At 63.1% G+C, this 22,885-nt stretch carries 13 protein-coding genes; 12 read left to right on the top strand and 1 reads right to left on the bottom strand.

From position 1 onward, the window contains the following. Positions 1-392 precede the first annotated feature (392 nt). From EI291_RS21285 to EI291_RS21295, 3 genes are all read left to right on the top strand, one after another. Positions 393-1,481 (top strand): acyltransferase family protein, encoded by a 1,089-nt coding sequence (locus EI291_RS21285; protein WP_125424306.1) that lies wholly within the window; start codon positions 393-395, stop codon positions 1,479-1,481. Positions 1,482-2,067: 586 nt separating this feature from the next. Further along, complete coding sequence (locus EI291_RS21290; RefSeq protein ID WP_125424307.1) at positions 2,068-4,407, top strand: glycosyl hydrolase family 28 protein; 2,340 nt, start codon at positions 2,068-2,070, stop codon at positions 4,405-4,407. Positions 4,408-4,591: 184 nt separating this feature from the next. Then, positions 4,592-6,520: a glycoside hydrolase family 88 protein gene (locus EI291_RS21295; RefSeq protein WP_125424308.1), complete on the top strand. Its 1,929-nt coding sequence runs from the start codon at positions 4,592-4,594 to the stop codon at positions 6,518-6,520. A 172-nt stretch (positions 6,521-6,692) separates the two neighbouring features. Here EI291_RS21295 and EI291_RS21300 read toward each other — a convergent pair whose 3' ends face one another. After that, a complete protein-coding gene (locus EI291_RS21300) occupies positions 6,693-7,721 on the bottom strand; it encodes a LacI family DNA-binding transcriptional regulator (RefSeq protein WP_125424309.1) in 1,029 nt (342 codons plus the stop codon). 433 nt (positions 7,722-8,154) lie between these two features. Here EI291_RS21300 and EI291_RS21305 point away from each other — a divergent pair, with 433 nt between their 5' ends. The 9 genes from EI291_RS21305 to EI291_RS21350 all read left to right on the top strand — a co-directional run bounded on the left by EI291_RS21305 (position 8,155) and on the right by EI291_RS21350 (position 22,865). Further along, complete coding sequence (locus tag EI291_RS21305) at positions 8,155-11,406, top strand: SusC/RagA family TonB-linked outer membrane protein (protein WP_125424310.1); 3,252 nt, start codon at positions 8,155-8,157, stop codon at positions 11,404-11,406. Between the two features lie 18 nt (positions 11,407-11,424). Then, positions 11,425-13,269 carry a RagB/SusD family nutrient uptake outer membrane protein gene (locus EI291_RS21310; protein ID WP_125424311.1) on the top strand — a complete coding sequence of 615 codons (1,845 nt, stop codon included), beginning with the start codon at positions 11,425-11,427 and terminating at the stop codon, positions 13,267-13,269. 150 nt (positions 13,270-13,419) lie between these two features. After that, the gene (locus EI291_RS21315) at positions 13,420-13,728 is read left to right on the top strand and encodes a cupin domain-containing protein (protein WP_240635629.1); all 309 of its coding nucleotides are present in this window, start codon (positions 13,420-13,422) and stop codon (positions 13,726-13,728) included. 25 nt (positions 13,729-13,753) lie between these two features. Beyond that, positions 13,754-15,931 carry a pectate lyase gene (pelA, locus tag EI291_RS23265; RefSeq protein ID WP_240635630.1) on the top strand — a complete coding sequence of 726 codons (2,178 nt, stop codon included), beginning with the start codon at positions 13,754-13,756 and terminating at the stop codon, positions 15,929-15,931. A gap of 11 nt (positions 15,932-15,942) precedes the next feature. After that, the gene (locus EI291_RS21330) at positions 15,943-17,466 is read left to right on the top strand and encodes a tagaturonate reductase (RefSeq protein WP_125424313.1); all 1,524 of its coding nucleotides are present in this window, start codon (positions 15,943-15,945) and stop codon (positions 17,464-17,466) included. A gap of 184 nt (positions 17,467-17,650) precedes the next feature. Then, positions 17,651-19,306: a UxaA family hydrolase gene (locus EI291_RS21335; RefSeq protein WP_125424314.1), complete on the top strand. Its 1,656-nt coding sequence runs from the start codon at positions 17,651-17,653 to the stop codon at positions 19,304-19,306. 130 nt (positions 19,307-19,436) lie between these two features. Beyond that, entirely contained in the window at positions 19,437-20,873 is a 1,437-nt protein-coding gene (gene uxaC / locus EI291_RS21340; protein ID WP_125424315.1) for a glucuronate isomerase, read from the top strand. A gap of 135 nt (positions 20,874-21,008) precedes the next feature. Beyond that, positions 21,009-22,019 carry a sugar kinase gene (locus EI291_RS21345; protein WP_125424316.1) on the top strand — a complete coding sequence of 337 codons (1,011 nt, stop codon included), beginning with the start codon at positions 21,009-21,011 and terminating at the stop codon, positions 22,017-22,019. A 186-nt stretch (positions 22,020-22,205) separates the two neighbouring features. Further along, the gene (locus tag EI291_RS21350) at positions 22,206-22,865 is read left to right on the top strand and encodes a beta/alpha barrel domain-containing protein (protein WP_125424317.1); all 660 of its coding nucleotides are present in this window, start codon (positions 22,206-22,208) and stop codon (positions 22,863-22,865) included. Positions 22,866-22,885: the final 20 nt, after the last annotated feature.

Genomic DNA, 22,885 nt, shown 5'->3' on the forward strand with positions numbered 1-22,885 from the left:
GGAAGCGGCTCTGCACGAGGCCATCGGTTGGATTACTAGCCAAGATGCGCGCAACTGGTTTGACCACTGTGGGTATCACACTCAACCAGCTAAATGAACGGACGAACCGTTCACGAATCCGCTATAGTTCGTCTGTGGCCATTAACTGGGTGTATAGCTGCTGCAAATAATTTGCGCACGCTGGCCGCTGGGCAGCGCATAGCATAATGAGCGTTAAATCTGCTGACTGCGTACAGAGCCAGTCAGGTGATTATTTTACGGATTGGTTTGATTGTAAATGGATTAGGCAGGATAGCGTATTTGGGAAGTGGGCCACTGCCTGGCCGGTGCCGGGACAACCCTGCCAAGCAGTGGTAAATTGCGCGGCCGCTACTCACTTCACCCCCGCCCGCATGACCTCACCTGACCGGCCGGCTTCCGCCACAAACTCCCCCACAGCCCATTTTGCCGTGCTGGATGGCCTGCGCGGCATTGCCGCCCTGGCCGTGGTGGTGTACCACTTCATGGAGATTGTGGTGCCCGACTACGACCAGCTGTTCATTGCCCACGCCTACCTGGCGGTGGACTTCTTCTTCTGCCTTTCGGGCTTCGTGATGGCCTGCGCCTACGATACGCGGCTGGCCAGCCTCGGCATCCTGACGTTTCTGCGGCGCCGGCTGATTCGGCTGCACCCGCTGGTGGTGGTGGGGTCGGTACTGGGGCTGCTCACGTTCTGGCTCGACCCATTCAGCGCGGTGTTTACCACGTACGCGTCGCGGGCGTGGCAGCTGTTTCTGGCGTCCTGCCTGCTGATTCCGTTGCCGGTGATGCCCGAGCGCACGTTCAACCTGTTCCCGCTCAACGCGCCTACCTGGTCGTTGTTCTGGGAGTACCTCGCCAACGTGGCCTATGCCGTGCTGCTGGTGCGGCTGCGGCTTGGCGTGTTGCGCCTACTCACGCTGGGAGCGGCCGGCTGGCTTGTGTATCAGGCCACCCACAACCCCAACCTGAGCATCGGCTGGGATGCCAACACGTTCTGGGGCGGGGCGGCCCGCGTGAGCTTCTCGTTTCTGATGGGCATGGTGCTGTACCGCTCCCGCTGGATCATTCCCAACCGCCTCGGGTTCGTGGGCGTGGGGCTGCTGCTGGCGGCGGGGCTGCTGTTTCCTTACCGCAAAGAGGTGGCCGGGCTGACGGATATGGTGCTGGTGCTTGGGTATTTCCCGCTGCTGGTGGCGCTGGGGGCCGGTACGCAGGTAGCCCCGCGCTTGGCCTCAACGTGTCGGTGGTTCGGGGAGCTTTCCTACCCGCTGTACATGGTGCACTACCCCTTTGTGTGGGTATTCCTGAGCTACATGGCCGCCGAGAAGCCCCCGATGAGCACGCTGGCTTGGCTGGTGCCCAGCGCCACGCTGGCACTGGTGGGGCTGGCGTACGTGGTGCTGGTAACGGTGGATATCCCAGTGCGGCGCTACCTAAGCCGCCGCAACTCGGCCGCCTGATGCTTGGGTGGCAGTAAGAGCCGTTGACGCTTTTGGCTATGCGCGGGGCAGATTGAACGGTGTAGAGACGCAATACTTTGCGTCTCCTCGTTGAACGTCGGCACCTGAACAATTAAGCTGTTTAGGAAGTCGAAAATAATGTCATGCAGAGCCAAAGGCGAAGCATCTCGCGTGCTGACGTTGCAACGCTATCCAGACGTCAGCACGCGAGATGCTACGCTCTGCATGACGTTCTGAGTAATCTGATAACTTCCTAAACAGCTTCATTGTCAGCAACGATTAAACGCAAAGTATTGCGTCTCTACAGCTGTCCGATAACCTCTGAATGCAACTAGCCCCGATGGGCTACGTCGGGCTACGCCGGGGCTGTAGCTTCCTGAAAGCAGAATAGGGCAGAGGCATTACGCCGGACCGGCAACGTGCCCGATAACGTTTGCGCAAAAAATAGCCGGCCGGGGTGCGGTGGGGGCCAACTATTCCGCTAACCTTAACGACTATTCAGGCCAGCGCTGCCCGTCCGGTTTCCCGGAAAACTGCAGTTCCGGGGCTGAATCCCGTTCCACGCGCCTTCCCACTCCCGCCCGAAATGAAGCAACTCTGTGTTCTGCTGCTGGCCGTGCTGCTGCTGGCTTTCCGCCCGCCCGCCGACGACCGTAAGCCCACCATCTTCCTCGTGGGGGATTCTACCATGTCGGATAAGCCGCTGGACAAGGCCGAGCGGGGCTGGGGCATGTACTTCCGCCAGTATTTCGACGGCGGTGTGGCAGTGCAGAATCATGCCATGAACGGCCGCAGCACTCGCAATTTCCGCCACGAAGGCCGCTGGGCCAAGGTGCTGGAGCAGCTCAAGCCCGGCGACTGGGTGTTCATCCAGTTCGGCCACAACGACAGCAAGCAGGAAGACACCGCCCGCTACGCCGCCCCCCAAACCGCCTACCGCCAGAACCTGACCCGCTACGTGCAGGAAGCCCGCGCCAAGGGTGCCAACCCGGTGCTGCTCACGCCCGTGGGCCGGCGCTATTTCGACGAGGCCGGCAAGCGCAAGGACGACCACGGCGAATACCCCGGCGTGGTGCGCGAAGTAGCCAAAGCTCAGAAAGTACCGCTGATTGACTTGCACGAGCTGAGCTGGACGCTGTACTCCCAACTAGGTGACGCGGGCACCAGGCCGTTGTTCTGGAGCTACCAGAACGGAGCCGACGCCCCCAAGCTCGACAACACCCATTTCTCGGCCTACGGCGCCGAGCGGGTGGCCCAGCTGGTGGCCCAGGAGGTGAAAAAGCAGAACCTCGGTATTGCTGTCCACCTGCGGCCGCTGGCCTTCGCCGGCAAGTACGCCTACGAGCTGCCCGTGGTGCTGCAGCCGTATTTCCGCAAGGATACCTTCAACATCACCCGGTACGGGGCGGTGGCCGACGGGCAGCAGCTCAATACCGAGGCATTCCGCAAGGCCATTGATGCCTGCAGCCAGCGGGGCGGGGTGGTGCTGGTGCCGCGCGGCCTCTGGCTAACTGGCCCCATTCAGCTGAAAAGCAACGTGAACCTGCACCTGGCCCAGGGCGCGCTGGTGCAGTTCAGCAACCGGCTTTTTGATTATCAGCTCATCAAAACCAACTGGGAAGGCGAGGACGCCGTGCGTAACCAGTCGCCTATTTCCGGCTACGACCTCGAAAACATTGCCATTACCGGCCCGGGCACCTTCGACGGAGCCGGCGACGCCTGGCGCATGGTGAAGAAGGAAAAGCTCAACCCCGGCCAGTGGCAGCGCCTTGTGAAATCGGGCGGGGTGGTAGACGAGAAGGGCACCACCTGGTACCCTTCGGTCGGCTCGCTCAAAGGCTCCACGCTCAACAAACCCTGGACGCTGATCGCCGGCCAGGAGCCCGACTTCAGCAAGTTTCAGGAGTTCAAGGATTTCCTGCGGCCCAACATGCTCAGCCTGCAGCGCTGCAAGCAGATTCTGCTGGAAGACTTCACCATCCAGAACTCCCCGGCCTGGACCATTCACCCACTGCTCTGCGACAACCTCACCCTGCGCAACGTAACGGCCCGCAACCCCTGGTACGGCCAGAACACTGACGCCCTGGACCTGGAATCCTGCCGCAACGGCCTAGTGGAAGGCTGCACGTTTGACGTAGGCGACGACGGCATATGCATCAAGAGTGGCCGTGACGCGGAAGGCCGCCGGCGCGGCGTGCCGACCGAGAACTTCATCATTCGCGACACGAAAGTGTACCACGCCCACGGCGGCTTCGTGATTGGCTCGGAAATGTCGGGCGGGGCGCGCAACCTGTACGTGAGCAACTGCACCTTCATGGGCACCGACGTGGGCCTGCGCTTCAAAACGGCCCGCGGCCGGGGCGGCGTGGTGGAAAACATCTTCGTGGACGGCGTGGACATGACCGACATTGCCGGCGAGGCCATCCTGTTCGATATGTATTATGCCGCCAAAGACCCCGTGCAAACCAACGGCGAGGCCCAGGGCATCCCCGAAATCAAGGCCGAGCCGCTGAACGAGGGCACCCCGCAGTTCCGCAACTTCCGCATCACCAACGTGACTTGTAAGGGAGCCAACACCGGCATCCTGGTGCGCGGCCTACCTGAAATGGCGGTGCAGAACGTGGAAATAGACAACACGGTGCTGGAGTGCAACAAAGGCCTTGTGTGCCAGGAAGCCGACGGCATCCGCCTGCGCAACGTGACCCTGCTTTCCCAGGAAACCCGGCCCGTGCTGGGAGTGCAGAACAGCCGCAACATCAGCTTCGACAACCTGCGCTACACGCCCGGCGCCGAGCTGCTGCTGCGCGTAACTGGTGCCCGCAGCAAAGCCGTCACCCTGCGCAACACCGACACCAAACCCGCTAAAAAAGGCGTGGAAATAGGGGAGAAGGTGGCCAAGAAAACGGTGACGGTAAGCAAGCTGTAATGAACAAAGCTCCCCTCCTTGGAAAGGAGGGGACGCGGCGGCGCAGCCGACGCTGGGGTGGTTGACCCGCGTGCTGATGTTGTTTACCTGAACGACTTAACTCCCAATTGTTCAACGAATCAACCACCCCTAGCCCCTCCTTTCCAAGGAGGGGAACTGGTTTTCTAGCTCTAGCTTCCCATCCATGTCCTTCCGTCCTTTCCTGCTTTCCGGCTTACTCTCGGCCTCGCTTTCCACCCAGGCCCAGAATACACCCGCGGCGCGGCCAATGTCGCAGCGCATGGCCGATGCGTTTATCAGCTGGCACCCCGATTCCATCCTTATCGGCAGCCGCAAAACCGCCCGCTGGGACTACGAGCAGGGGCTGATGCTGAAGGCGCTGGAACGGGTGTGGCAGCGCACCGGCGACGCCCGCTACTTCATCTACATCCAGAAAGACCTCGACCAGTTCGTGCGCCCTGACGGCAGCATCCGCACCTACAAGCTGGACGACTACAACCTCGACAACCTGACCACCGGCCACGCCCTGCTCACGCTCAGCCAGCTGTCTGTACCGCAGGCCGAAAAGTACCAGAAGGCGGCCCGGCTGCTGCGCCAGCAGCTGGAAACGCAGCCGCGCACCAAGGCCGGTGGCTTCTGGCACAAGAAAGTGTACCCCAACCAGATGTGGCTGGACGGTCTCTACATGGCCGAGCCCTTCTACGCCGAGTACAGCCAGGCATTCAACCAGCCCGCCGGCTTCGACGATATAGCCAAGCAGTTTGCCCTGATTGAAAAGAACCTCACCGACCCGAAAACCGGCCTGAAATACCACGGCTACGACGAAAGCCGGGAGCAGCAGTGGGCTAACAAAACCACCGGTCAATCGGCCAATTTCTGGGACCGGGGCCTGGGCTGGTACGCCATGGCGCTGGTGGATGTGCTCGATTATTTCCCCCAGAACCACCCGCAGCGCCAGCAGCTTATCCAAAACGTGCAGCGCCTCGCGCCGGTGCTGGTGAAGTACCAGGATGCCACCGCCGGCACCTGGGCGCTGGTGATGGACCAGGCCGCCCGCAAGGGCAACTATCAGGAGGCTTCGGGCAGCAGCATGTTCGTGTATTTCCTGCAGAAAGGTGTGCGCATGGGCTACCTCGATAAGAAGTACGCCGCCGCCGCCCGCAAGGGGTATGATGGCCTGCTGAAGCAATTCGTGGCCGAGGAAAACGGCGCGCTGGCCTTCAACGGCACCGTGAGCGTGGGCGGCCTCGGCGGCAAGCCCTACCGCGACGGCAGCTTCGAGTACTACCTAACCGAGCCGCTGCGCAAAAACGACCTGAAAGGCGTGGGCCCGTTCATTCTGGCCAGCGTGGAGATGGAAACCGCCGCCAGCGCCGTGTGCACCGGCAAAACTGTGGCCGTGGACAATTACTTCAACCACGAGCTGCGCAAAAACGCCCTGAGCGGCCAGCCCGAAACCTGGCACTACACCTGGGATGACCGCACCCACGGCGGCTTCTACTTCTGGGGCCAGCAATTCCGCGACCTGGGCGCGCAAACCGCCACCATCCGCACCGCGCCCACAGCCGCCGCGCTCAAAGGCGTGGACGTGTTCATCATCGTGGACCCCGACACCCGCAAGGAAACTCCGCAGCCCAACTTCGTGCAGCCCGCCGACGTGCAGGTGCTCACCAAATGGGTGAAGGACGGCGGTACGCTGGTGCTGATGGCCAACGACACCAGCAACTGCGAAATTCCACGCTTCAACACCCTGACCCGGGCCTTCGGGATAGAGTTTCTACCCCTGAACCTGAACATGGTGAAAGGCAGCGAGTTTGAGCAGGGCCGGGTGAACCTGCCGGCCGGCGGCCCGGTGTTCAAAATCGCCAAATCGGCCTACATCAAAGAGCTGGCCCCGCTGGACGTGAAAGCGCCCGCCACGCCGCTGGTGCAGATGAGCGGGCACACCATCATAGCCACCGCCAAAGTGGGCAAAGGCACGGTGCTGGCCGTGGGCGACCCGTGGCTGTACAACGAGTACGTGGACGGCCGCAAGATTCCCGCCTCGTTCGAGAACTACAACGCCGCCCGCGACCTAGCGACCTGGCTGCTGCAACAGTCCGGCCGCAAATAAAGGACGTGTTTTTGGGCTAGTTGCGTAGGTGAATAAGCAGCTGGCTCGAGTTTCCACGACTGTATCACTGTCATCCTGAGCGCAGCGAAGGACCTTATTACGCCAGAGAAAATCGTTTTGGCGTGATAAGGTCCTTCGCTGCGCTCAGGATGACAGTATTTATTGTTTCAGCTTACTGGTTTACCACCTCCGTACGGGTGGAGCTGCGCACGATGAGCTCGGTGGGGATGCGCACGGTTTCGATGGGCAGGGCGCGATGCTTGCGCTCAATCTGGTCGATGAGGCGCTCGGCGGCCAGCTGGCCGATTTCCTGGGCGGGCTGCACTACGGTGCTCAGGGCCGGGTTCAGCAAATCGGCCACGTTGAGGTTGGTGAAACCTATGAGCGACACGTCTTCCGGAATGTGCAGGTGGCGCTGGCGCAGGGCCTGCAGGCAGCCTACGGCCAGGCGGTCGGAGGCGGTGAAAAATGCGTCGGGCGGCGTATCCAGGCGCATCAGCTCGTCAATCATGGGGCCTACTTCGTCGGGGCCGAAAGTGCCGTAGCGCACCAGGTTTTCGTCGAACTCCACACCGTGCTTTTCCAGGGCGGCGCGGTAGCCGGCCAGGCGCTCCTGCGTGATGCTGAGCCAGGGCTGAATGGTGAGGTGGGCAATGCGGCGGCGGCCTTCCTGCAGCAGGTGCTCGGTGGCGGCAAAGGCCCCGCCGAAGTTATCGGCCACTACTTTCGTCACATTCAGCTCGCTGGAAACCCGGTCGAACAGCACCAGTGGCACGTTCCTGTCCAGCACTTCCTGCAGGTGCTCCACGTCGGCGGTTTCGCTGGAAAGTGACATCAGCAGCCCATCTACTTTCCGCGACATGGCCTGCTGCACGTTGGCTACTTCCCGCTCGTAGCTTTCCTGGCTCTGGAAGATAATCACGTGGTAGCCCCGGTTGTAGGCAATGGCCTCGATGCCGTTGATGGCCTGCGAGAAAAAGTAGTTGGCAATCTGGGGCAGAATAACGCCGATGGCACGGCTGGCGCTGCCTTTCAGGCTGAGGGCAATGGGGTTGGGGCGGTAGTTGAGCCGCTCGGCGCACTCCATTACCCGGCGCTTGGTTTCGGCGTTGATTTCGTAGCTGCCGCGCAGCGCCCTCGACACCGTGGAGGTAGAAATACCCAGTTCCCGGGCAATGTCTTTGATAGTGTAGGTTTCCACGGGAAGAAGCGTTGCTAGGTGATAGAGGCGAAGGTAGGCAGGGGAGTGGGTACTTACTAAAGTACAAGAAGGCGCGGGCGGCCAGAAAGGTGCCGAATGGTCCGAAAAATAGGCATCCTGCCCCAATAACCGGAAACGTGCCCCTGAAAAACAGCCCGGGTGACCGGGTGGTCACGTTCCCGACATCGTTTGCACAAATTAATCAGGTCAATTTCTTCCTTTTCGCGGGGGCTTGCTTTAACCTTAACCAAGCCAAATAGCCGCGGGCAGTTTCCCCAGAGCCGCCTGCTTCTCCGAAAAGTATAGAACGCTCCGGCCGGAGCCGCCTCTGCATCGGACGCGCCTCCCGCACGCACCACGCGCTGAGCCCCGCCCGGGCCGTACTGCCGGGCCCCGCTCGGCTTCCTGTTTCAATTCCCACTCCAACTCCATCATGAAAAGAAAGTTACTGTTGCTGGCCCCCGTGCTGGCCCTGGCCGTGGCCCCCGCCTGGGCCCAGCAGCGCCGCGTGCAGGGGGTGGTTAAGTCGGACAAGGGCGAGGCCCTGCCCGGCGTAACCGTGGTAGTGAAAGGTACCAGCACCGGGGCCACTACCGATGGCGAAGGCCGCTTCAGCCTGGCCGTGCCCGATAATGCCACGCTGCGCTTCAGCTACATTGGCTTTCTGCCCTACGAGGTGGCCGTGGGCAGCAAAACCGACCTCACGGTGGCCCTCAAGGAAGACACCAAAACCCTGGACGACGTGGTGATTATCGGCTACCAGGCCGTGCAGCGCCGCGACGTGACGGGCTCGGTATCGTCGGTGAATTCCCAGCAAATCAAGGACATTCCGGTAAACTCCGCCGCCGAGGCCCTCACGGGGCGGCTGGCCGGGGTGCAGCTCACTTCCTCCGAAGGCACGCCCGGCAACCTGGATGTGCGGGTGCGGGTGCGGGGCGGCGGCTCGGTAACCCAGGACAACTCCCCGCTGTACGTGGTGGACGGCATCCAGATTGAAAACGCGCTGAGCGTGATTGCGCCCCAGGATATTGCCTCGGTGGACGTGCTCAAGGATGCCTCGGCCACGGCCATTTACGGGGCCCGCGGGGCCAACGGCGTGGTCATCATCACCACCAAGAAAGGCATTGAGGGCAAAACCGTTATCAGCTACAACGGCTTTGCTGGCTTCCGCCGTATCAGCAAGAAGCTGGGCGTGCTGGGGCCCGATGACTACCTGAACTACCAGTACGAGCGGGCCCAGCTGGCCGGGGCCACCGGCCAGGGCGGCCTCTCCGCCTACGGCAAGCTGTTCGGCTCGCGTAATTATATGAGCGACACGCTCACACGGGCCCGCCAGGCCCCGTTTGTGGACTGGCAGGATGAGGTGTTCGGGCGCGATGCCTTCCAGCAGACGCATAACCTGTCGGTGTCGGGTGGGGTGAAGGGCACCACGTATTCGCTAAGCCTCACGCGCAACAACGAGGACGGCATCCAGCGCGGCTCCGACTTCACCCGCAACCTGATCAACTTCCGCTTCGACACCAAGCCCATGGACCGCCTGCGGGTGGGCCTGAACATGCGCTTCAACGACCAGACGGTGAACGGGGCGGGCACCTCCACCTCGGGCTCCAACGTAACCTCCCGCCTGCGCAACACCCTGCAGTACATGCCCCTGATGGTGCCCAACTCCTCGGGCCAGGTGCTGGACCCCAACACCTTCGACGACGAGTTCTTCACCAACTCCTCGCTGGTAAACCCGGTGCTCACCATCGACAACGAGTACCGCCGCGACAAGCGCCGCACCTTCAACGTGGGGGCCAACGCGGCCCTCACCCTGGCCAAGGGCCTCACGCTGAGCTCCACGGCGGGTTTCGATATTACGAACTCGGAGCTGGGTACCTTCAACGGGCGGTACTCGCCCACCATCCGGCAGGCGGCCGGCGGCTACCTTAGCCTGCCGTTTGCCACCATCACCACGGCTACCCAGGGCACGCTCAACAACTCCAACACGCTGAGTTACAGCTGGGAGAAGGGCAAGCACCAGGTGGGCGCGCTGATTGGCGAGGAAATCTACCAGCAGCAAACCAAGCAGCAGTACATCCAGACCAACTTTCTGCCCCTGGATATTACCGCCGAGCGGGCCCTGGCTAACATCAACCAGGGCGTGCTGCCCACCGGCGTAACAGCCCAGCCCGTGCTGCCCGGCACCAGCATCCCCACCGATTACCGCCTGCTTTCGGGCTTTGGCCGCCTCACGTATTCGTTCGACGACAAGTACCTGTTCACGGGCACGTTCCGGGGCGACGGGTCTTCGAAGTTCCGGCGGGGCAACCGCTGGGGCTACTTCCCCGGGGCTTCGGTGGCCTGGCGTATTTCCAAGGAGGAATTCTTCAAGGCCGTGCCAGCCGTGTCGGACCTGAAGCTGCGCCTGAGCTACGGCCAGGCCGGCAACAACCGCATCAACGACTTCCTCTACGACCAGCTGTACTCGGCCGGCAGCGCGCCCTACTACCTCAACCACCTGCAGGTGCTGGGGGCCGCCGCTACCACCCTGCCCAACCCCGATCTGAAGTGGGAAGTAACCACCTCGCGCGACCTGGGCGTGGACCTTTCGCTGTGGGATAACCGGGTGCAGTTTACCGGCGACGTGTACTACAACACCACCTCCGATCTGCTCATCAACCAGCCCATTCCGCCGTTTCTGGGCTACACCAGCCAGCTGCGCAACATCGGCAAAACCTCCAACAAGGGCCTGGAGCTGCAGCTGACGGGCACCATCTTTAACAAGCCCAACTTCACCTGGACGGCCACGGCCAACGCCTCGCTCAACCGCGGCAAAATTGAAAGTCTGGGCTCGGGCCTGCAGGAAATTCCGGGTATTGCCTCAGGCTGGGCCGGCACCGCCCTCAACCGCGACTACGTGGCCCGCGTGGGCCAGCCGGTGGGCCAGATGTACGGCTACGTAACGGATGGCTTCCTCACGGCCAACGACTTCGAGAGCTACAACGCCACCACCCAGACCTGGACGCCCAAAGCCGGGCTGGCAAACAACCTGGGCATCATCGGCGAAACGGCCTTCCGCCCCGGCCTCATCAAGCTGAAGGACCTGAACGGCGACGGCGTGATTAACGACCAGGACCAGACGGTTATCGGCAATGCCAACCCCAAAATTGCGGGCGGTCTGAACCAGCAATTCACGTTCAAGAACTTCGACGCCAGCGTGTTCCTGAACTTCGTGCTGGGCAACGACATCTACAACGCCAACAAGATTGAGTTCACCTCCAACACGGCCAACACCGTGTTCAGCAACGTGCTGGACGTGATGAGTGACCGGTACCGGCTGGTGAACTCGGAAGGGGTGCTGGTGACGGATATAAATGCGCTGAACCAGCTCAACCAGAACGCCAGCATCTGGACGCCCACGCGCAACTACTTCCTGCACTCCTGGGCCGTGGAGGACGGCTCGTTCCTGCGCGTGAACAACGTGACCTTTGGCTACACCCTGCCCAAGGCCCTCACTACCCGCGCCCACGTGCAGCAGCTGCGTTTCTACGTGACGCTCAACAACCTGTACACCTTCACCCGGTACTCGGGCTACGACCCGGAGGTGAACACGCGCCGCGCCACCCCGCTCACGCCGGGCGTCGATTACGCCGCTTACCCGCGCAGCCGCGCCTTCCTGTTCGGCCTGAACCTGTCCCTCTAATTCCCACTCCCAGTTGATATGAAATCCGCATTCACTTTTCGGGCCGCACTGGCTGGGCTGGCCTTGGCGGGCAGCGCCGGAGCACTGGTTTCCTGCAAAGATTACCTCGACGTGGAGCCCGTGGCCCTGAACACCACGGCCTACACCTTCAGCACCGTGGCCGGTGCAACGGCCGCCATCATCGGGGCCTACGACCCGCTCTCGGGCGACCAGAGCTACGGCACCCGCGTGAGCATGTACTTCCCCTACGACTCCGATGAGATGATTGGCTCGGTGGGGGCGGCCGACGGGGCCCGGCGCAGCATTGCCCGCTACAAGTCGCTGCCCACCAACACGGAAATCACCAACCCCTGGAACACGCTGTACCAGGGCGTGGAGCGCAGCAACATCTGCATTCAGCAGATTCCGCAAATGGAGCTGTATAACAGCGGCGCCGCCGCCGATACGGCGGCCCTGCACCGCCTGCACGGCGAGGCCCTCACGCTGCGGGCCCAGTACTACTTTGAGCTGATTCGAAACTGGGGGGATGTGCCGGCGCAGTTCACGCCCTCGGTATCGGGTCAGGATTTCAACCTGCCCAACGCCGACCGTAATGCCACGCTCACCAAGCTGATTGCCGATTTGCTGCAGGCCGAGAAGCTGGTGCCCTGGCGCACCAAAGCCGGGGCCGCCAGTGAGCGAATCACGAAGGGCGCGGTGAAGGCGTTACGCGCCCGTCTGGCCTTGTACCGCGGCGGCTACTCGCTGCAGGGCAACCAGATGACGCGCCCTGCCGACTACCTCGATTACTACCGCATTGCCCGCGACGAGTGCGCCTCGCTGCTGACCAACCGCGCGGAGCACACCCTGAATACCAGCTTCCTGGAAGTGTTCAAGAGCATCAACGAGCAGCGCGCCGAATCGGCCAACGAAATTATGTTTCAGGTGGGCATGGGCGGCTCCACGGCCGTGTCGGACAGCAAGCTGGGCTACTATAACGGGCCCCGGTTGAACGCCTCGCCCATCTATGGCTCTACCCAGGGCGCGGTAACGGTGGTGCCCACGTACTTCTACGCCTTCGACTCGCTGGATGCCCGCCGCGACGTGACCATCACCACGTACAGCATTCCGAACACCAACTTTCAGACCGGCGTGGCCCTGGGCGCTATTACCGACGGCAAGTTCCGCCGCGACTGGCACACGCCCGCCATTCCGGGCACCGGCAACTACCTGGGCTACAACTGGCCGCTCATCCGCTTCGCTGATGTGCTGCTGATGTTTGCCGAAGCCGAAAACGAGCTGAACGGTCCCACCACGGCCGCCCAGAATGCTTTGCTGGAAGTGCGCACCCGCGGCTTCGGCGGCAACCGCACCCGCGCCCTGGTAGGCCTCGACCTGACCTCAAAAGCCAGCTTCTTCAACGCCCTGGTAAACGAGCGGTACCTGGAGTTTGGTGGCGAAGGCATCCGCAAGTATGATTTGCTGCGCTGGAACCTGTTTGAGGCCAAGCTGACCGAGGCCAAAGCCAACCTGCTGAAGCTGGCCCTGAACCAGGCCCCGTACCAGACGGTGCCCCAGTACATGTACTTCAAAACGCCCACGGCCATCGGTGCCATTCAGTGGGCCCGGTCGTTCTACCGGCCTTCACCGGCCGCCACGCCCGCTGGCACTACCCGCGTAAACTGGCGCCAGGCCATTGATGCCGCCTACATTGCCAACACCCGGCCCACCGGTACGTCGGCCACCGTGGGTACCACCACGGCCGCCAGCACCGGCACCGGCCTGGCCGCCGAGTACGTGCCCGGCATGGGCAAGGAGCTGCTGCCCTTCCCACAAAGCACCCTGGCCGCCGACCCGGCCCTGAAGCAGAATTTCGGGTACTAAAAGTTAGCTGTTAGCTATCAGCCCGTCATGCTGAGCTTGTCGAAGCATCTCTACCGCTTCGTTGCAGTAGAATAATCCAACGAAGCGGTAGAGATGCTTCGGCAGGCTCAGCATGACGTTCTAATGTTCCTCCACCTCATCCCAACTACCATGAACAACGAAACCTGGCTAACCGTGGGCGAGGGTGTGCAGCGGCAGGTGCTCACCTACGGGCCCGACCTGATGCTGGTGAAAGTGCGCTTTGCCACCGGCGGCGTGGGGGTGCGGCACCAGCATGTGCACGCCCAGATTACCTACGTGGAAAGCGGGGTGTTCCGGTGCACGGTGGGGGAGGAGGCAGTGGTGCTGCGCGCCGGCGAAACCTTCTACGCCGCCCCGCTGGTGTGGCACGGGGTGGAGTGCCTGGAGGCCGGCGTGCTGCTCGATTCGTTCAGCCCCATGCGGGAAGATTTTGTGTAAACGCGGCGGCTGACGCCCACTGCTTATGAAACGAGTACTGATTTTACTGTGCCTGCTGGTCGGGGTTGGGGAAATGGGAACCGTATCGGCCCATGACCGGCAGGTGACGGTGGCCGCGGATGGTTCGGGGCAGTTCCGGACCATCCAGGCGGCCATCAACAGCTTGCCCGACGAGGCCGCCCAGCCGCGCACCATCTACATCAAAAACGGCACCTACCACGAGAAGGTGTACCTGGATAACAAGCAGAACCTGACGCTGAAGGGGCAGAGCGAGCAGGGCGTGGTGCTGACCTACAGCCAGGCCCGCGACGCCTGGCGCTGCGACCCGGCCGGCAGCCCCGACGACTGGGGCGCGGCCACGCTGAACATGCGCAACTCCCCAGACATCACCCTGGAAAACCTGACGGTGCTGAACCCCTACGGCTTCGAGGCCGCCGGCGACGTGCTGCTGCCCTGCCCCCAGGAAGCCAGCGGCCAGCGCAAAGTCAGCAAAACCGGCCACCAGTTTGCCCTGCGCACCATGCCCGGCACCACCCGCCTCACCGTGAAGCACTGCACCTTCCGGGCCCTGGGCGGCGACACCGTGAGCCCCTGGGACGTGGACGCCGGCCTGTACTACTTCCAGGACTGCACCATGGAGGGCGGGGTGGATTTCTACTGCCCCCGGGGCTGGGCCTACGCCGAAAACTGCCGCTTCATCTGCCACAACCCCAACGCCGCCATCTGGCACGATGGCACCGGGGAAGTAGACCAGAAAACGGTGCTGAAAAACTGCCGCTTCGAGGGCGACCCGAACTTCAAGCTGGGCCGCTTCCACCGCGAATCCCAATTCTACATCATAGGCTGCCGCTTCGCCAAGGAAATGGCCGACGCGGATATCTACTGGGCGCAGTCGGGGCCCGGGGCGCAGCAGTGGGGACGCCGCGTGTACTACCAGAACTGCCACCGCGACGGGGGCGACTACGCCTGGCATAAGGACAACCTGAGCACGGCCAAAGGCAGCCCTAAACCCAAGCAAATCACTGCCGACTGGACGTTTGGGGGCCGCTGGTACCCGAAGTCGAAGAAGCCCGCCACGGTGGCCCTGAAGCCGTCCAATCTGAATAAAGACCAGTTCACGGCCCTGCCCCGCCAGACGATTGTGTCGGCCGAAACCAGCACGGCGGCTCCGCTGCCGGTGGTGGCCGCCGGGGCCGTGGCCCCCGCCACACCGGTGCGCGACTCGGTGGCCGACCGCATGCTGGTGTACCAGCGCACGGTGGGCGGCTGGCCCAAAATGGTGAACGACGTGAAGGTGAAATACGACCACCCGCTGACGGCCGCTGAGCGCGCCGCTGCCCGGGCTGCTACTCCGAAGTCGGATGCTACCATTGATAACGAGGCTACCACCCGCGAAATCCGCTACCTGGTGGCCACCTTCCGCAGCACTCAGAACCTGGCTTACCGGGCCGCCGCCGAGAAAGGCATCCGCTACCTGCTGCAGATGCAGTACCCCAACGGCGGCTTCCCGCAGTACTACCCCGACCTGAGCAGCTACCGCCACCAGATTACCTACAACGACGACGCTATGGTACGGGCCCTGCTGGTGCTACGCGACGTGGCCCGCGGTGCCAACGGCTTTTCGGTGGTGGATGCCGCGTTGTTGGAACCCGCCAAACAGGCCGTAGCCCGGGGTATCGACTGCATCCTGAAAACCCAGTACGTGCAGAATGGCCAACTCACGGCTTGGTGCGCCCAGCACGACGAGAAAACCCTGCTGCCGGCCAAGGCCCGGGCCTTCGAGCTGGCCTCGCTGAGCGGCATGGAAACCGTGAACATCGTGCGCTTTCTGATGGACACCGAAAACCCCACGCCCGCCATTAAAAAGTCGATTGAAGCCGCCGTGACTTGGTTGCAGGCCGTGCAGCTCACCGGCTACACTATCAAAGATGTGCCCAACCCCAAGCTGCCCAAGGGCTACGACCGGGTGATTGTGCCCGAGGCCGGCTCCACCATCTGGGCCCGCTTCTACGACCTCACCACCAACCAGCCCCTCTACGTGGGGCGCGACTCCCGGCCGTATCCGGCCCTGGCCGACATCGAGTACGAGCGCCGCACCGGCTACGCCTACGCCGGCACCTGGCCCGAAAAGCTGCTCAGCCGCGACTATCCGCGCTGGCAGCAGAAATGGAACCCTGCGGCCCCTGCTGCACCCAAGCAATAACGGTTTTTCTCATGCCGCAACTATCCACCCAGCTACTCTCCCAGGCGCCCACCGGGAACGTGCAACTTCCCCCTGCTCACCTGCTGGCCCTGCCCGAAAAAGTGCTGCAATTTGGCACCGGCGTGCTGCTGCGCGGCCTGCCCGATTTCCTCATCGACAAAGCCAACCGCCAGGGCATCTTCAACGGCCGCATTGTGGTGGTGAAAAGCACCGACGGCGGCGACATCGACGCCTTCCGCCGCCAGGACGGCCTCTACACCCTCGGCATCCGGGGCATTGAGGACGGCCGGGAAATTTCCGAAAACGTGGTGTGCGGAGCCATCAGCCGGGTGCTGTCGGCCAAAAGCCAGTGGGCCGACATCCTGGCCTGCGCCGCTAACCCCGAGCTGATGGTTGTCATTTCCAACACCACCGAAGTCGGCATTCAGCTGGTTTCTGACGACATCACGCAGTGGCCGCCCCAGTCGTTTCCGGGCAAGCTGCTGGCGTTTCTGCTGGCCCGCTACCGCGCGTTTTCGGGTGATAAAACGAAAGGCCTGGTGATTGTGCCCACCGAACTGATTCCGGACAACGGCACCAAGCTGGAAAGCATTCTGCTGGAGCAGGCCCACCGCAACGGCCTCGACGCCGACTTCATTGACTGGCTGGAAACCGCCAATCAGGTGTGCAACTCCCTGGTGGACCGCATCGTGCCCGGCCACCCCGACGCCGCCACGCAGGCCACCTTGGAAGCCGAACTGGGTTACGAGGATGAGCTGCTGACCATGTCGGAAGTGTACACGCTGTGGGCCATTGAGGGCGATGCGCGGGTGAAAAGCGTGCTGAGCTTCGAACAGGCCGACGCCGGCGTGGTGGTGCAGCCCGACATCAACCTGTTCCGGGAGCTGAAGCTGCGCCTGCTCAACGGCACGCACACGCTCAGCTGCGGCCTGGCTTTCCTGGCGGGCTTACCCACCGTGCGCGCGGCCATGGACGACGCCGACGTGGCCGGCTTCATCCACAACCTGATGCTGGGCGACCTGCTGCCGGGCATCCCATACGCAGTAGACGCCAAAACCGGGCAGCGCTTCGGCATGCAGGTCCTCGACCGGTTCCGCAACCCGGCTATTGAGCACCGCTGGCTGTCCATCAGCATGAACTTCACGGCCAAGCTGCAGATGCGCTGCGTGCCCACGCTGCTGCACTACTACCGCCGCCTGCACGCCGTGCCCCACTACATGGCCCTGGGGTTTGCCGCCTACCTGCGCTTCATGCGCGCCGAGCGCGAGGAGCAGGGCGTGTGGTATGGCGAAGTAAACGGTCAGGAGTACCCGATTCAGGACGAAAAGGCCGGGTACTTCGCCGACCTCTGGCAGCGCGTGACGCCCGCCGAGCTGGTGCGCACCGTGCTGCACAACCAGGCCCTGTGGGGCCACGACCTGCTGGCCCTGCCCGGCCTGGCCGACTGCGTAACCCGCTACATGGAGCAGCTGCTGCACCAGGGCGCCGCCGCCACTGTGGCCCAGGCCCTCAACCGCAAAGCAGTGGCAAGTTGAGCCGTTCCGGTCCGACGCCGCAGGCGTCCGACCGGTTGCCGTCCGCGCCGCCTGAGTAAAGCCGCTCAGATAAGGCCGCAGCAACATCAGCATGAGGCCAACCGGTCAGACGCCTCCGGCGTCGGACCGGGCCGCTTCAATTCCCGATTCTTCCCTCTTTCCTCTAGCTTCTCACTTCTCCAAGATGAAGCATCTGGTAGCCAAAATTCACCCCGACGATAACGTGCTGGTGGCCCTGCAGGACCTGCCGGTGGGCACGCCCGTGACGTGGGACGGCACCACCGTAACCACCACCGAGCGGATACCCGCCAAGCACAAGCTGGCTCTGCACGCCCTGGCCCCCGGCGACCCGGTGCACATGTACGGCGTGCTGGTGGGCAAAGCCGCCGCGGCCATTGGGGTGGGCGGCCTGCTCACCACCGCCAACATGCGCCACGCCACCGACAGCTACGACGAGCACCGCCAACGCCGCCCGGAGTGGCCCGCCCCCGAGGTGAGCCAGTGGCAGACGCGCACCTTCCAGGGCTTTCACCGCCCCGATGGCCGCGTGGGCACCGCCAACTACTGGCTGGTGATTCCGCTGGTGTTCTGCGAGAACCGCAACATTCAGGTGCTGGAAGAAGCTCTGGTGAATGACCTGGGTTACGCCCGCCGCCGCAGCTACCAGCCCCAGACCCAGGAGCTGATTGCGCTGCTGCGGGCCGGCAAAACCGTGGAGGAAATCCTGGCCACCGACCTGCAATCGGCCGAGAACGGCCAGCCCCGGCCCCGTCTGTTCCCGAACGTGGACGGGGTGCGGTTTCTGACCCACGAGGGCGGCTGCGGCGGTATCCGGCAGGATGCCCAGACGCTGTGCGGGCTGCTGGCCGGCTACATCACCCACCCCAACGTGGCGGGTGCTACCGTGCTCAGTCTGGGTTGCCAGAACGCGCAGGTAAGCATGCTGCAGGCCGAAATTGACCGGCGCAGCCCCGGCGGGCTGCAGAAGCCGCTCTACATTCTGGAGCAGCAGAAGCTGGGTACCGAGGAGGCGCTCATCAGCACGGCTCTGCGCCAGACGTTTGCCGGCCTCATGCTGGCCAACCAGGCCACCCGCCAGCCGGCCCCGCTCAGCAAGCTGTGCATCGGGCTGGAGTGCGGCGGCTCCGACGGCTTCTCCGGCATATCGGCCAACCCGGCCGTGGGCCACGTCTCCGATTTGCTGGTGGCCCTGGGCGGCTCGGTTATTCTGGCTGAGTTTCCCGAGCTGTGCGGGGTGGAGCAGGAGCTGGTGGACCGCTCGGTGGATGCGGCCACGGCCGAGCGGTTCAGCGCCCTGATGAAAGCCTACGCCGACTCGGCCGTGGCCGTGGGCTCGGGCTTCGACATGAACCCTTCGCCCGGCAACATCCGCGACGGGCTGATTACCGACGCCATGAAATCGGCCGGGGCGGCCCGCAAGGGCGGTTCCTCGCCGGTAATGGCCGTGCTCGACTACCCCGAGCTGGTCACGCAGCCCGGCCTCAACCTGCTTTGCACCCCCGGCAACGACGTGGAATCGACTACGGCGGAGGTGGGCTCGGGGGCCACGGTGGTGCTGTTTACCACCGGCCTGGGCACGCCCACCGGCAACCCCATTGCCCCGGTGGTCAAAATCAGCAGCAACACGGCCCTGGCCCGCCGCATGCCCGATATCATCGACCTGAACACCGGCACCGTCATCGACGGGGAAGAAACTATTGAGCAGGCCGGCGCCCGCATCCTCGACTACGTGGTGCGCGTGGCCAGCGGCGAGGAAGTAGCCGCCGTCCGCCACGACCAAACCGACTTCATTCCCTGGAAGCGCGGGGTGAGCCTGTAACCTGATACCTATCTGTCATCCTGAGCTTGCGAAGGACCTTATCACGACCGGATTGTGCCTGAGTGAATCGTGCATGAGGGATAAGCTCCTTCGCGCTGCTCAGGATGACAAGAGTATAAAATTCCCACCCATGAAGCCTTTTCTCAACGACGACTTCCTGCTGCAAGCCGCCACGGCCCGCACGCTCTACCACGAGTACGCCCGGCCGATGCCCATCATCGACTACCATAACCACCTGCTGCCCGAGCAGATTGCCGAAGACCGGCAGTTTGACACCATCACCCAGGTGTGGCTCTACGGCGACCATTACAAGTGGCGGGCCATGCGCACCAACGGCGTGCCCGAGCGCTACATTACCGGCGACGCCTCCGACTGGGAGAAGTTTGAGAAATGGGCCGAAACTGTGCCCCAGACGGTGCGCAACCCGCTCTACCACTGGACGCACCTGGAGCTGCAGCGCTACTTCGGCATCACGGAGCTGCTGAGCCCGGCCTCGGCCCGCCGCATCTACGACCAGTGCAACGCCCTGCTGCAAACCCCCGAGTACTCGGTGCGCAACCTGCTGCGCCGCATGAACGTGGAGGCCCTCTGCACCACCGACGACCCGGCCGACTCGCTGGAGTACCACCGCGCCCTGCAGACCGGCGGCTTCGAAATTCAGGTGTTGCCCACCTTCCGCCCCGATAAGGCCATGGCCGTGGAAGACGCCGCCACCTACAACGCCTACCTCGACAAGCTGGGCCAGTCGGCGGCCGTGGACATCCAGACCTACCACGACCTGCACACCGCCCTGCGCCTGCGCCACGACTACTTTGCCGCCCTGGGCTGCCGCCTTTCCGACCACGGCCTGGAGCAGCTCTACGCCGCCGACTACACCGAGGCGGAAATCAACGACCTGTTCCTGAAAGTTCGGGCCGGGCAGGAGCTGAGTCCGGCCGAAGTGGTGCAGTTCAAATCGGCCATGCTGGTGCTGCTGGCCGAAATGGACTGGGAAAAAGGCTGGACCCAGCAGTTCCATTTGGGGGCCCTGCGCAACAACAACTCCCGCATGCTGCGTCAGCTCGGCCCCGATACCGGCTGGGACTCCATCGGCGACTTCTCGCAGGCCCGCGCCCTGGCCCGCTTCCTCGACCGCCTCGACTCGCAGGACAAGCTGGCCAAAACCATCCTCTACAACCTCAACCCCGCCGACAACGAGCTGCTGGCCACTATGGTGGGCAACTTCAACGACGGCTCGGTGGCCGGTAAGGTGCAGTTCGGCTCGGGCTGGTGGTTTCTGGACCAGAAGGACGGCATGGAAAAACAACTCAACGCCCTGAGCAACATGGGCCTGCTGAGCCGCTTCGTGGGCATGCTCACCGATTCGCGCAGCTTCCTCTCGTACCCCCGCCACGAGTATTTCCGCCGGGTGCTCTGCAACCTGCTGGGCCAGGACGTGGAAAACGGCGAGCTGCCTGCTGACATGGACCTGCTGGGCGGCATCGTGCAGAATATTTGCTACCACAACGCGAAAGCCTATTTTGGCTTCGTGAATGCGCCGGCAAACGCCTCATCAGTCGCGGTTTAAGTAAAAAAAGAAGCAAAAACACTGGGCTACTACCTAAAGTCCAAGCATCTTTACCAACTCACCACAATCGATTGTGTAAGCAAAGGCTAATTTCGGAGCCCAAAGTGCTGAAGCAGTTGATAGAAGCCACGGAACATGAAGCAAGTTGTCACCTTTGGTGAGATTATGATGCGGTTGTCGCCCCCGCAGTGCCAACGGTTGTCGCAGGCGGCTTCGCTGGATGTGACCTATGGTGGGGGAGATGCCAACGTGGCCGCCGGGCTGGCCTACCTGGGCGTGCCGGCCGCCCACGCCGGCTGCTTCCCCGATAACGCCGTGGGCCGCGCCGCCGCCCAGCACTTCCAGCACCACGGCGTAGATATGCAGCACTGCGTGTTCCGGGGCCATCGGCTGGGGCTGTACTTCCTGGAAGTAGGGGCCTCGCTGCGGGCCAGCCGCATCGTGTACGACCGGTACGACTCGGCCTTTGCCAACCTGCAACCCGAGTGGTTCAACTGGGACGCGGTATTCCAAAATGCCCAGTGGCTGCATTGGACGGGCATCACGCCTGCCATTTCGGCCACGGCCGCGCAGGCCACCCGCGAGGCCATTGCCGCCGCCCGCCGCCGGGGCCTCACCGTATCGGCCGACGTGAACTACCGCCGCAACCTGTGGCAGTACGGCCAGCGCGCCCAGGACGTGATGCCCGAGCTGGTAGCGGGCTGCGACCTGGTGGTGTGCACCGAAGGCGACGCCGAAGACCTGTTCGGCATCCGGCCCGAAGCCGGGGCCGATAACAGCTTCGTGTCGGTGAGCCGGCAGCTGATGGCGCGGTTTCCGCAGATCAAGCAGGTCATTGCCACCCGCCGCAGCACGCAAAGTGCCTCCCATGAGCGAATTCGGGGCTTGGCGTACAGCGGCGGCGAGTACTTCGAAACCGAGGACTTCGACATCAACCCCGTGGTGGACCGCATCGGCGGGGGCGACTCCTTCATCTCCGGCTTCATCTACGGCCAGCTGACCTACCCCACGGTGCCGCAGGCCCTCACGTTTGCCACCGCCGCCTCGGCCCTCAAGCACACCATCCCCGGCGACATCAACCTGGTATCCGCCGCCGAAGTCGAACACATTGTAGCCGGCAACACCACCGGCCGCCTGCTCAGATAGCGGTGGCGGCCAGGAACGTCATGCTGAGCGCAGCCGAAGCATCTCTACTGCTCCGTTGCACTGGACGTGAACAGCTCTATAGCCCAGGATTTAAACCCCGGGCTAATGTACCAGGCGAAGCGGTAGAGATGCTTCGGCTGCGCTCAGCATGACAAAACCATCCAATTACCCAACCACCCATAACATATGCCCCGCTTTTCCCCCGACCAACTCCTCGAAATCGTGCTGCGCTACCCGGTGGTGCCGGTGTTCTTCCACGCTGATGCAGCTTACGCCAAGCAGATTGTGGAGGTGTGCTACGCCGGTGGGCTGCGGGTGTTTGAATTCACCAACCGCGGGGCCAACGCTTTTGAAGTTTTCACGGAGCTGGTAGCCCACGTGCAGGCTCACTTCCCCGGCATGGTGCTGGGCATCGGCACCGTGTACACGGCTGAGGACGCCGAGCGGTTCATTGAGGCCGGGGCCGATTTTGTGGTGCAGCCCTGCCTCACGGAAGAAGTGGCCGATGTGTGCCGCCGCCGTGGCACGCCCTGGCTGCCCGGAGCCATGACGGTTTCGGAGGTGTACCAGGCTACCCGCCTGGGCGCGGCCGTGGTGAAGATTTTCCCCGGCAACGTACTGGGGCCAGGCTTCATCAAAAGTCTGCGCGGGCCCATGCCCACGGTGCCCCTGATGGTAACCGGTGGGGTAGAGTCCACCGAGGACAGCCTACGCGAGTGGTTTGACGCGGGCGTGAACGTGGTGGGCATGGGCTCCCAGCTGTTCAAAAACGCCGACGATGCCGAAGCCCTGCAGCAGCTGATTGCCCGGCTGCTGGCCTTCACGCACGCTGCCCTGTCATCCTGAGCGGAGCGAAGGACCTTACC

The organism is Hymenobacter rigui (genome assembly GCF_003944715.1).
Lineage (GTDB): Bacteria > Bacteroidota > Bacteroidia > Cytophagales > Hymenobacteraceae > Hymenobacter > Hymenobacter rigui.

Excerpts from the sequence above, each read along its gene's own strand:
- EI291_RS21285 (WP_125424306.1), top strand. The coding sequence starts at position 393 with ATGACCTCACCTGACCGGCCGGCTTCCGCCACAAACTCCCCCACAGCC.
- EI291_RS21290 (WP_125424307.1), top strand. The coding sequence starts at position 2,068 with ATGAAGCAACTCTGTGTTCTGCTGCTGGCCGTGCTGCTGCTGGCTTTC.
- EI291_RS21295 (WP_125424308.1), top strand. The coding sequence starts at position 4,592 with ATGTCCTTCCGTCCTTTCCTGCTTTCCGGCTTACTCTCGGCCTCGCTT.
- EI291_RS21305 (WP_125424310.1), top strand. The coding sequence starts at position 8,155 with ATGAAAAGAAAGTTACTGTTGCTGGCCCCCGTGCTGGCCCTGGCCGTG.
- EI291_RS21310 (WP_125424311.1), top strand. The coding sequence starts at position 11,425 with ATGAAATCCGCATTCACTTTTCGGGCCGCACTGGCTGGGCTGGCCTTG.
- EI291_RS21315 (WP_240635629.1), top strand. The coding sequence starts at position 13,420 with ATGAACAACGAAACCTGGCTAACCGTGGGCGAGGGTGTGCAGCGGCAG.
- pelA (WP_240635630.1), top strand. The coding sequence starts at position 13,754 with ATGAAACGAGTACTGATTTTACTGTGCCTGCTGGTCGGGGTTGGGGAA.
- EI291_RS21330 (WP_125424313.1), top strand. The coding sequence starts at position 15,943 with ATGCCGCAACTATCCACCCAGCTACTCTCCCAGGCGCCCACCGGGAAC.
- EI291_RS21335 (WP_125424314.1), top strand. The coding sequence starts at position 17,651 with ATGAAGCATCTGGTAGCCAAAATTCACCCCGACGATAACGTGCTGGTG.
- uxaC (WP_125424315.1), top strand. The coding sequence starts at position 19,437 with ATGAAGCCTTTTCTCAACGACGACTTCCTGCTGCAAGCCGCCACGGCC.
- EI291_RS21345 (WP_125424316.1), top strand. The coding sequence starts at position 21,009 with ATGAAGCAAGTTGTCACCTTTGGTGAGATTATGATGCGGTTGTCGCCC.
- EI291_RS21350 (WP_125424317.1), top strand. The coding sequence starts at position 22,206 with ATGCCCCGCTTTTCCCCCGACCAACTCCTCGAAATCGTGCTGCGCTAC.